General features: G+C 67.9%; 5 protein-coding genes. 2 read left to right on the forward strand and 3 right to left on the reverse strand.

Features of this window, described 5'->3' with window-relative positions; all coding sequences use genetic code 11:
• The 3 genes from JWP83_RS02405 to pks2 all read right to left on the reverse strand — a co-directional run.
• Positions 1–1217 (reverse strand): glycosyltransferase (locus JWP83_RS02405; protein ID WP_297725423.1); only part of this gene is annotated, 1217 nt, incomplete at its 3' end.
• Between the two features lie 46 nt (positions 1218–1263).
• Positions 1264–2709, reverse strand: a complete 1446-nt coding sequence (locus tag JWP83_RS02410; protein ID WP_297725425.1) for a condensation domain-containing protein — start codon at positions 2707–2709, stop codon at positions 1264–1266.
• Positions 2710–2765: 56 nt separating this feature from the next.
• Complete coding sequence (gene pks2, locus JWP83_RS02415; protein WP_297725428.1) at positions 2766–9047, reverse strand: sulfolipid-1 biosynthesis phthioceranic/hydroxyphthioceranic acid synthase; 6282 nt, start codon at positions 9045–9047, stop codon at positions 2766–2768.
• Between the two features lie 970 nt (positions 9048–10017).
• On the opposite strand from pks2, the gene JWP83_RS02420 reads away from it, so the two are divergent.
• Both JWP83_RS02420 and JWP83_RS02425 read left to right on the forward strand, forming a co-directional pair.
• Positions 10018–10581 carry a carboxymuconolactone decarboxylase family protein gene (locus tag JWP83_RS02420; protein ID WP_297725432.1) on the forward strand — a complete coding sequence of 188 codons (564 nt, stop codon included), beginning with the start codon at positions 10018–10020 and terminating at the stop codon, positions 10579–10581.
• Between the two features lie 38 nt (positions 10582–10619).
• Positions 10620–11194, forward strand: a 575-nt coding sequence (locus tag JWP83_RS02425; RefSeq protein WP_297725430.1) for a nitronate monooxygenase, incomplete at its 3' end; no start/stop codon positions are given.

Genomic DNA, 11194 nt, shown 5'->3' on the forward strand with positions numbered 1-11194 from the left:
TCCAGAAGATCGGCAGCCGTCCTCACTGCAACTGTGGGTTTGGTCATTCGGGGAGCGATTTCCTGGGCTCGGGATACGTAGTCCGGCGCGAGGATCTTGCTCAGCTGCCTGACCAATGATTGCCGCGTGATGTTCGAAAGTCGCTTCGCGGAGCCAACTTTCAGCTGTTTTACCTGAGTCGCCCAGATGAACTGATCGGCCACATCCCAAAGGATCAGCGTCGGGAGCCCGGCTCGTAGGCTTGCGGCCGTCGTGCCCGCGCCACCATGGTGGACGGCCGCGCGGCAGGTGGGCAGGATCGTGGAGTAGTTGACATGGCCTACGAGCTTCACGTGGTCGCGCTGGGAAGCGGGCTCGGCGGCGGAATAGATCAACGCCCGTTCGCCCAACTCGGCGCAGGCCTCGGCGATCAGGGCCACCGTCTCGGCGGGGGATCGGACCGGCGTGCTGCCGAAACCGAAGTAAATCGGAGGTTTTCCCGCGGCGATCCACGACGCGACCTCGTCGTCGGTATCCGCCCCGATCTCGAGCGTCAGCGCGCCCACGAAGGGCCGCTTGCCATTCCATTCCGCCGCAAGACCGGGGAACACCGGTTGGTCATAGGCCTGGAGCTCCAATGTTCCACCGTCGGCCATCCGTTGCCACGCGGAATCCACCGCCCGCGGCAGACCCAGCTCGCGGCGTTGCGCGTCCTCGTTCGCCCTGGTGATGCGCGAATACAGCCACCAGCCGGCCGTCAACGTCGCGCGGACCACGGGTGCCGGTGTCGGTAGGAACGGAACACCGATCTGGCCGTTGACCCGCACCGGGAAGTGGTGCAGCCCCGCGACCGGAATGTCGTAGTACTCCGCGACATTCGCCACGACGCCGTGGTAGGTCTGGCCCGTCACCAACAGGTCGGCCCCATCGGCCAACGAGGTAAGTGTGCGGCTCATCTCTGCCCAGCCCTCGACGAAAAGCTCCTTGAGGTCGCGCACGAAGCTGACCGGATTCTGGACCTTGAAGGCGTTGTGGGTGAACTCCGCGACGGCCACTACCTGCTCTCGCGTGTCCGGCCCATAGGAGACGGCGGGTACCCCGGCCGACTCGACGAAGTCAACCAGGTTGGGCGGCACCGCCATTCGGACGTCGTGTCCTCGGCGCCGTAGCTCCCCGCCGACCGTGGCGCAGGGCTCGACGTCGCCACGGGTTCCATGTGCGGCCAGAACGAATTTCATCGACGCAACTTTCGGTTGCCAGACGCGTAGGCCGGCGCTGTGGGGCTTACCTGGCTACGCGAACCGGCACCGCGGCCAACTTGCCCGCGACGACCCGGTCGAACACCGACTTCATGGCCTCCGTGTAGCGAATCACGGACTCCCGGGCAACCGGGTTGTTCGGGTAGGACACCATGATCGAGACCTCATCGAACAGCCGGAAGACCGTCGAGTACATGTACGCCGGGCTGCGGCCATCGGTGAACGCGGTCGCGTTCACGCCATCCAGAGCGGTCGCGACGATGGCGGACAGGGGAGGAAGGCCGGCATCCATGTAGCTCATCATGGTGAACTGGGGTCCGTGCGTCTTCAGCCAAGGCGCCAGTTCCAGCACGCGATCGAACGGAACGTTCGCGAGATCCATGTTCGCGTCGAAGGAAGCCTGCGCGGCGCGGGCGGTTTCTTCGAACGAGTTCGGATCGACGGGAACGGTGAACGGCACCACACCGGTGAACCAGCCCACCGTCATGAAGTCCGCCGGGCTCTTCCGCTTGTCGGTGGGAGTAAGCCCGTAATACGTTTCCGCGCCGGTCAATTCGTATTGAGCCAGGGCGGCGCAGGCGAACAAGCCGCCGCTGAACCGGGCACCCGCCTGCTGGCAGAGGGCCTCGAACTGAGCCGTCTGCTCCGGGCCCAGCAGCCGCTCCACGTGGACATCCCCGCCGCACGGGATCGATTGGTCACCCAGTGGCAGCGGGAAGTCGGGCAGGGTCCCGCCGTTGGCTTCGGCGAATTCGATCCACTTGCGCACCTCCGGGGACTCCAGCGTCATCCCGGACACGCATTGGTTCTCCCGCATGCAGAAGTCGTCATAGCTGGCCGCCGGCGGCAGCGTGACGGGCGCCTTGCCCTCGAGCAGCGCGTTGTAGTTCATCACGATCTCGACATACAGCCCCGCGATCAACATCGGGTCGCAGTGCAGATGGTCAACAACCGCGTACAGCGCGAAGCGGCCCTCGTACTGGATGACGCCGAACCTGAAGCAATCCCACTGCAGCGGATCGGGCGTGGCCAGCAAGTGGTCCCGCCATTCCAGCTCCGTCATCACGCCGTATTCTTTCGCGACGAACTGGATGTCGCGGGGGTTGTTCAGGGTGTGACGGACGATGTTCTTCTCGTCGGTGAATTCGAACCAGCTGTGGTACGTCGCGTGGCGCCGCAGGTGCGCGTTGATGACGTAGGTCATGGCGCGAATGTCGCAGCGCCCGGGCACATCCCAGGAACCCATGACCGCTCGTGAATAGTCGAGACCGCGGTCACGGAAGTCGACGAACCCCCGAAGGTGACCTCCCTGCATAGAGCTGGGCGGCACCGGGCTTACCGGCGCCTGCCGAGCCTTCGCGGCGCAGCCGGGCGTCGGCTGCCACGTCACGACGGATCCCGGACCCGGGTCCCAGTCGTAAGCGTTGCCAACGCGCAGGCTGTCGTGCTCAGAGCCTCCACCTATGAACACGTTTCCCTCCTTAATACCGGCCTAGCAGTGCAGTCGACTTTGACGTAGGACCTATCTCACGCAGGTGCCGCAGCGTCCTCCTTAGGAGCCAGCTTCTGGAACAGGTGATCCGCCAAACCCCGCACCGTGGTGATGTCGGCTGAGGTGATGCGTACTCCCGTCTGGGCCTCGATGTGTGTGCGCAATTCGAGGTTGCCGAGCGAGTCGAGGCCGTACTCGGAAAGCGGGTGGTCCACGTCGATGTTGCGGCGCAGGATCAGGCCGATCTGCTCGGAGAGCAGACGCCGCAGCCGGGTGGGCCACTCGTCGAGCGGTAGGCCGGACAGCTCGGCGCGCAGTTTGCTTGAGCCCGAACGCTTTTCGCCGGCCGACTTGAACATTTCGAGGAACTTGCTGCGTTCCGCGAAGGACGCGATCCACGGTGTCCCGATGAGCGGGCTGTAGCCCGTGTACGCGCGGTCGTGGCGCAGCAGCGCCTCGAACGCGTAGGCGCCCTCGTCGGGAGCGATCGCGGCACCGCTGCCTTCGGCGAAGTCCGCGCCGCGGCCGATCTCACCCCAGGCTCCCCAGCCGATCGCCGTGGCCGGCAGGCCCTGTGCGCGCCGCCAGTGGGTGAAGGCGTCCAGCCAGCTGTTGGCCGCGGCGTAGGCGCCCTGGCCCGGCGAGCCCAGCAGGGCGGCCGCCGACGAGAACGAGCAGAACCAGTCCAGATCCGCAGATGCGGTGGCCTCGTGCAGGTTCCACGCGCCGTACACCTTGGGCGCCCAGTCGCGGTCGATCAGCTCGTCGGTGATGTTGGTCAAGGTGGCGTCCTCGACCACCGCGGCCGCGTGCAGCACGCCTCGCAGCGGCAGTCCCGTCAGGGTCGCCGTGGCCACCAACCGCTGCGCGGTGTCGGCCTGGGCGATGTCGCCGCACTCCACCACCACGTCGGACCCGATCGAACGGACGAGTTCGATTGTCTCGAGCGCCTTCAGCGTGGGCTGGGAACGAGAGCTGAGCACGATCCGGCCGGCGCCGGCCGCGGCCATCTTCTCGGCCAGGAATAGCCCGAGGCCACCCAAGCCACCGGTGATGATGTAGGAGCCGTCGCGCCGGAAGACCGGCGCCTGCTCCGGCGGCAGCACCACGCTGCTGCGACCGGCCCGCGGGATGTCGAGGATGAGCTTGCCGGTGTGTTCGGCCGCGCTCATCACGCGAATCGCCGTGGCCGCCTCCGCGAGCGGGTAATGCGTGCTCTCGGGCATCGGCAGCACGCCCTCGGCGGTCAACCGGTAGACGTTGCTCAGGATCTCGCTGACCTGCTGCGGATGGCTTACCGACATCAGCCCCAGGTCGACGCCCCAGAACGCCAGGTTGCGACGGAACGGGAAGAGACCCAGCCTGGTGTCCCCGTAGATGTCGCGCTTGCCGATCTCGACGAACCGCCCACCCAGCGCGAGCAGTTTGATGCCGGCCAGCTGCGCCGCGCCGGTCACCGAGTTGAGCACGATGTCCACGCCGTAACCGTCGGTGTCACGCCGGATCTGGTCGGCGAACTCGACGGTACGCGAGTCGTAGACATGCTCAATTCCCATGTCGCGCAACAGCTGTCGACGCCGCTCGCTGCCGACTGTGGCGAAGATCTCGGCCCCCGCCGCGCGGGCGATGGCGATCGCCGCCTGCCCCACGCCACCGGTTCCGGAGTGGATCAGCACCTTGTCGCCGGCCTTGATGCGGGCCAGTTCGTTCAGGCCGTACCAGGCGGTGGCGTGCGCGGTGGTCACCGCGGCCGCCTGCGCGTCGCTCAGCCCGTCGGGCAGCGTGGTGGCCAGGCGCGCGTCACAGGTGACGAACGTGGCCCAGCAGCCGTTGGGGGACATGCCGCCGACGTGGTCGCCGACCTTGTGGTTGGTGACGTCGGGCCCGACGGCCGTGACGACGCCCGCGAAATCCGTGCCCAGCTGGGGCAGGATGTTGTCCAGGCTCTGGTAGCGGCCGAACGCGTTCAGCACATCGGCGAAGTTGATGCTCGACGCGGTGACGGCCACCTCGATCTGCCCGGGCCCCGGGGGAACCCGGTCGAACGCGGCGAACTCCATCGTCTGCAGGTCTCCCGGCGTGCGGATCTGCATCCGCATCCCGTCGCGCTCGTGGTGCGCGATGGTGGATAGCCGCTCTTCGGGACGCAGCGGGGTGGGGCACAGACGCGCGCAGTACCACTCGTCGTTGCGCCAGGCCGTCTCGTCTTCTCCCGGCCCCGTCATCAGCAGCTGGCGCACCACCTGCTCGGCGCCGGTCTGCTCGTCGACGTCGATGTGGGTGGTGTGCAGGTGCGGGTGCTCGGCACCGATCACCCGCAGCAGGCCGCGCAGGCCGCCCTGGTCGAGGTTGGGAACGTCCTCCGACAGCACCTTCTGGGCGTTCCGGGTGACGACGAAGAGCCGGGGCGACTCGCCCTGGAGTTCCGGCAGCTCGCGGGCGATGCGCACCACGTGATGGACGTAATCCCCGCCACGCACGGCGCTTTCGTCGTCCGGGTTGCCGTTCTTCGGCTCGGTGACCACCACCACGCCGGCGAACCCACCCTTTTCGATCTCGCCGCGCAGCCGCCCGGCGATGGCCGGGTGGTCGGCCTGCTGCGTCCAGGACAGGGTGGTGCATTCCGCGTCGTGCAGCTTCATCGCGTCGGTGAGCGCTGTGGCCACGAGGTCGGCGGCATCGGAGGTGCTGATCAGCAGCCATGCCCCGGTTTCGGCGGCGGCGGTCTCGGGCAGCTGGCGTTGCTGCCATTCGACGGTCAGCAGGCGCTCGGCCATCGCCTTGGCCCGCTCGCCGCTCGGCGACGTGCCGGTGCCCATCTGCAGTCCGCGCACGGTCAGCAGCACGGTGCCGTGCTTGTCCATGAGGTCGAGGTCGGCCTCGACGGCTCCGCCGCTCGCCGCGGTCACCCGCGAGTAGCAGTAGCGGGCCGCGCTGACGGGACCGTGCACCCGCAGCCGGCGAACACCGAGCGGCAACAGCAGGCCGCCCAGGCTGGCGTTCGCCACACTCGGGTGCGCGGCGACGGACTGGAAGCAGGCGTCGAGCAGTGCCGGGTGCACGCCGTAGTTCGTCTGCTGTGTCCGGATCACGCTGGGCAGCCCGATCTCGGCCAGCACCGTGGTGCCGGTTCCCTCGGCGGTGTGCGCGGCGGCCAGGCCGGTGAAGGCGGGGCCGTACTGGATGCCGCACAGGTCCATGGCGTCGCGAAGGTCGCCGCCGTCCAGGCGGCTCGCGTGCGCGTCCAGCAGCTCGTCGATGTTCTGCGCGGCCGGCAGGTCTTCGCCGTCAACGTCGTGCAACACCGCGGACGCGCGCCGGGCCTGCACGCCGTCCTCGTTGGTTTCCACCGCAAACGCGAGGGCGCCCGGCGTCTCCGCGGTTGCGGTGAGGCTGATCTGGGTTTCCTCGTCGAGCATCAGCATCTGCAAGAAGCGGATATCGCGCACCTCGGATGCCTCGCCGAAGACGGTGCGGGCCGCGGCCAGCGCCATCTCGCAGTAGGCCGCACCGGGCAGCGTTGACGTGCCGTGGACCTGGTGGTCGGCCAGCCAGGGCAGTGCCGCGGTGCCGATCTCGGCCTGCCAGACGTGGCGCTCCGGCTCCTCGGGCAGGCGCACGTGCTGGCCCATCAGCGGGTGCACCGCGACGCTGGAAGACAGCGCGCGGGAGCTGTGACCCTCGCGGCTCAACAGCAGCGACCGGTGCGTCCACGCCGGCAGCGGCGCGTCCACCAAGTGCCCGCCGGGGTAGAGCACGGAGAAGTCGACCGTGGCGCCGGTGGCGTAGAGGTCACCCAACAACCCGCGCAGGCCGTGGGGCAGCGGCTGTTCGCGCCGCATCGCGGCGAGGGCGGCCACCGTCATGTCGAGGCTGCGGGCGGTCTGGTCGACCGCGTGGGTCAGCAGCGGGTGAGGCGAGAGCTCGCCGAAGACGCGGTAGCCGTCTTCCAGCGCCGCCTGCACGGCCGCGGAGAACCGCACCGTGTGACGCAGGTTGTCGATCCAGTAATTGGCGTCGCAGTACGGCTCCTCGCGCGGATCGAACGAGGTGGCCGAGTAGTACGGAACCTCCGGGGTCAACGGCTCGATCTCGGCCAGCACGTCGTACAGCTCGTCGAGGATCGGGTCGACCTGCGGCGAGTGCGATGCCACGTCGACGGCCACCTCGCGGGCCATCACCTCACGCTGCTCCCACACCGCCACCAGCTCGCGGACCGTCTCGGTGGCGCCGCCGATCACGGTGGACTGCGGAGAAGCCACCACCGCCACCACGGCGTCGTTGACGCCGCGAGCCATCAGCTCCGAAAGCACTTGCTGGGCAGGCAGTTCCACCGACGCCATCGCGCCGGCACCGGCGATGGTGGTCATCAGTCGCGAGCGGCGGCAGATAACCTTCGCCCCGTCCTCGAGCGAAAGCGCTCCGGCGACGACGGCCGCCGCGGACTCGCCCATCGAATGGCCGATCACCGCGCCGGGCCGGACCCCGTAGGACTTCATCGTGGCCGCCAGCGCGACCTGCATGGCGAAGATCGTCGGCTGCACCCGGTCGATGCCGCTCACCTTCTCGGGGGCGGTGAGCGCTTCGGTCACCGAGAACCCGGACTCGTGGGCGATCAGCGGCTCGATCTCAGCGATGGCCGCCGCGAATGCGGGCTCGTTCGCCAGCAGGTCGGTGCCCATCGTGGCCCACTGCGACCCCTGTCCGGAGAACACCCAGACCGGGCCGCGCTCCTCCTGGCCGACCACTTCGGAGAAAAGGGCGTCACCGTTGGCGACCTCCCGCAAAGCCGTCAGCAGCTCCGGGGTGTCGCTGGCCAGCACGGTGGTGCGTACGGAGCGGTGCCCACGCCTGCGAGCGAGCGTGTAGGCCAGGTCCGGTGCCGCCAGCTCCGTCGCGTTGGCCTCGACCCAGTCGGCGAGCCGGGTGGCGGTTTCGCGCAGCCCCTCGGCCGAGGTGGCCGACAGCGGGAACAGCAGCGTGCCATCGCGGCTCGGCCGGGTTGCCGCGCCGTTGCGCGAAAGGGGTTCGGGGGCTTGCTCGACGATGGCGTGCACGTTGGTGCCGGAGATTCCGTACGCCGATACCGCCGCGCGTCGCGGCTGTTCGCCGTTCAGCGGCCACGGCGTATTCTCTTGCGGCACAAACAATCCGGTGTCAATCCGGGCCATCTCGTCGGGCAGGCTCTCGAAGTGCAGGTTCTTGGGCACCACACCGTGCTGGACGGAGAGAACCGCCTTCATCATCCCCAGCGCACCGGCGGCCGCCTGGGTGTGCCCGAAGTTCGTCTTCGAGGCGCCGAGCACGCATGGGTTGCCGATGCCGTATACCTCGGCCAGGCTGCCGTATTCGATCGGGTCGCCGACGGTGGTGCCCGTGCCGTGCGCCTCGACCATGCCGACGGTGCCGGCGTCCACGCCCGCCGCCGCGAGCGCCGTGCGGTACACCGCGGCCTGCGCCTTGCCGGACGGCATCGCGATGTTCACGGTGTGGCCGTCCTGGTTGGCGGCCGTGGCGCGGATCACGCCCAGGATCCGGTCGCCGTCGCGCTGCGCATCCGTGAGGCGCTTGAGCAACAGCACCACGCAGCCCTCGCCGGAGACGAAGCCGTCGGCCTTGACGTCGAACGCGTGGCAGTGCCCGGTGCCCGACAGCATGCCCCCCGCCGACGCGGAGGCGGACCTGCGCGGTTCCATCATCACGTTCACGCCACCGGCGAATGCGAGGTTGCTCTCGCCGTCGTTGAGGCTGCGGCAGGCCTGGTGGATCGCGAACAAGCCGGAAGAGCACGCGGTGTCCACCGTGGCCGCGGGACCGTGCAGGCCGAGCGCGTAGGCGATCCGTCCGGACGCCATGCAGGAGATGGTGCCGGGGTTTCCGTACGGTCCGTCAAAGGCGTCGGTGGCCGCGTGAACGAATTGGTAGTCGCCGTAGTTCAATCCAACGAAAACACCCGTTTCCTCGGCCATGGTGTCCTTGGTGAGGCCGGCGTGTTCCATGGCCTCCCACGCGGTTTCCATCAGCAACCGGTGCTGGGGATCCATCGCGGTGGCTTCTTTTTCGGTGATGCCGAAGAACTCGGGGTCGAAGTCGCCCACGTTGTCCAGGAACGCGCCCCACTTGCATACCGACCGGCCAGGCACGCCCGGCTCGGGGTCGTAGTAGTAGTCGACGTCCCAGCGGTCGCCGGGAACTTCCTTGACAAGGTCGTCGCCGCGGAGCAACGCTTCCCAAAAGAGGTCAGGGGAGTTGATGCCCCCCGGCAGCCGGCACGCCATCCCGATGACGGCCACCGGTGTAACACCTGCCTTATCCACTGTCCTTCACCTCTCCTTGCCTATCCACAAGTTCCTATCACTGCTGCTCGCTCTTATCAGAGCTTCGAGAAATCTCGTCGAATATTTTTGTGCGAGCTGGCAACTCCGCCGCATACTCGCAAAAAACCCACCGACCCCCGGATCGAAGCCCACCCGTAAGAACATGGCGCGATCAGCAGCGTAGCGGCTTCGCTTCACACGCGTGGAAAAATCGTGCGAACGTACAGAAATTTAACAATGACTCACCCGCGGCCCGTCGACATAAAGCTTGGTCGGCCGGCTAGACACATACTTTTCGGACGGTATTCGCGCGTTGCCTTGTACCGACGCTGCCGCCAGAGGCGCTGTCCGCCAAGGTCGTCCGGCGTTTACGTGCCCAGCCCGGCGTCGACCACGGGCGTTGTCAGCATCGCGCCGTCGCGAACAGGACGAGACCCCGCGAAACCGCCCGACCTGCAAGGGCCGAGGCAGGCAGAGACACCCTAAATTGGACGCCCGATGTGCTGCATCGGGGATGCGTAATCACGTCATAGTAGGGGGTATTGCGAAACTGCGTCGGGAAATCGCTGAAATCTTTACGATTGCAAGTTAAGTCCCGGCTAAATTGTGGCGAGAGTCATACCGGGGCGGAGGCTGACGCGTGACAGCGGGGCCGTGGGGGCCGTTCCGGGCAACGATCGCCGGCGGTGCACCGGGCTTGAATTCATGCACGGGCGCCAGATGGGCGGCGCCGTCGAGGCGATCCGGGCCATAGCTGCCGTCGTCGCCGATATCTGCCAGGGCGCCAAAGGTATTCGCGCAGGTGGCCCGGATCGCGGTTCTGGCCGGAACCGCCGTTTTCATCGGGAGGCCCGCTGTTGCGGCCTTGGGGCTCGGGGCTTTTCGTCCGCCATTGCGCCGCTGGCTACCATTGCCGGTGAACGCGAGGTGTCCCGCCAGTGGACGGAGTGCTCACACCATGACCCCACCTATCGGGCGAGCCCGGGTGCCCAAACTGCCGCTGGACGCGGCCAAGGCCGCCGCCGACGAGGCCGCGGTGCCCGACTACATGGCCGAGCTCAGCATCTTCCAGGTGTTGCTGAACCATCCACCGCTGGCGCGCGCCATCAACGACCTGCTCGCCACCATGCTCTGGCACGGTGCCCTGGACCCGCGGTTGCGCGAGCTGGTCATCATGCGGATCGGCTGGCTCACCGCGTGCGACTACGAGTGGACACAGCACTGGCGCGTCGCGTCGAGACTGGGCGTGAGCGCCGACGACATGCTCGGCGTGCGCGACTGGCAGCGGTATGACGGCTTCGGGCCGGCCGACCGCGCGGTGCTGGCGGCCACCGACGACGTGGTGCGCGACGGCGCCGTCAGCGCCGCGAGTTGGGCCGCCTGTTCCCGCGAATTGCAAGGCGACGCAACGCTTCTCATCGAGCTTGTCACCGCCATTGGCGCGTGGCGAATGGTCGCGTCGATCCTGGACAGCCTCGAGGTTCCCTTGGAAGAGGGCGTGTCGAGTTGGCCGCCGGACGGACGGTCGCCTTAGCGATTGACTTATCAATCAGTAACTCTTAGCGTCGGGCAATGCGAACCAGGGCCGCCGAAATGCTCGGCGTCGAGTTTCCGATCTGTGCTTTCAGTCACTGCCGCGACGTGGTGGCCGCGGTGACCAACGCCGGCGGCTTCGGGATCCTCGGCGCGGTCGCGCACAGCCCCCAACGCCTGCAGAACGAGCTGACCTGGATCGAGGAGCAGACCGGCGGCAAGCCCTACGGCGTCGACCTGCTGCTGCCGCCCAAATACGTCGGCGCTGAGCAGGGCGGGATCGACGCCAAGCAGGCGCGGGAGTTGCTGCCCGAGGAGCACCGCGCTTTCGTCGACGACCTGCTGTCGCGCTACGGCGTCGCGGCGCCCGCCGAGGAGCCCAGGGCGTCCAGGGGCCTCAACATCTCGCCCAAGGGCTACGCGCCGCTGCTGGACCTGGCCTTCGAGCACAACATTCGGCTGATCGCCAGCGCGCTCGGGCCGCCCCCCGCCGACCTCGTCGAGCGTGCCCATGACCAGGACGTCGTGGTGGCCGCGCTCGCGGGCACCACGGAGCACGCCCGGCGGCACGCGGCCGCGGGCGTCGACCTGATCGTCGCGCAGGGCACCGAGGC

Source organism: Mycobacterium sp., from assembly GCF_025965855.1.
GTDB lineage: Bacteria > Actinomycetota > Actinomycetes > Mycobacteriales > Mycobacteriaceae > Mycobacterium.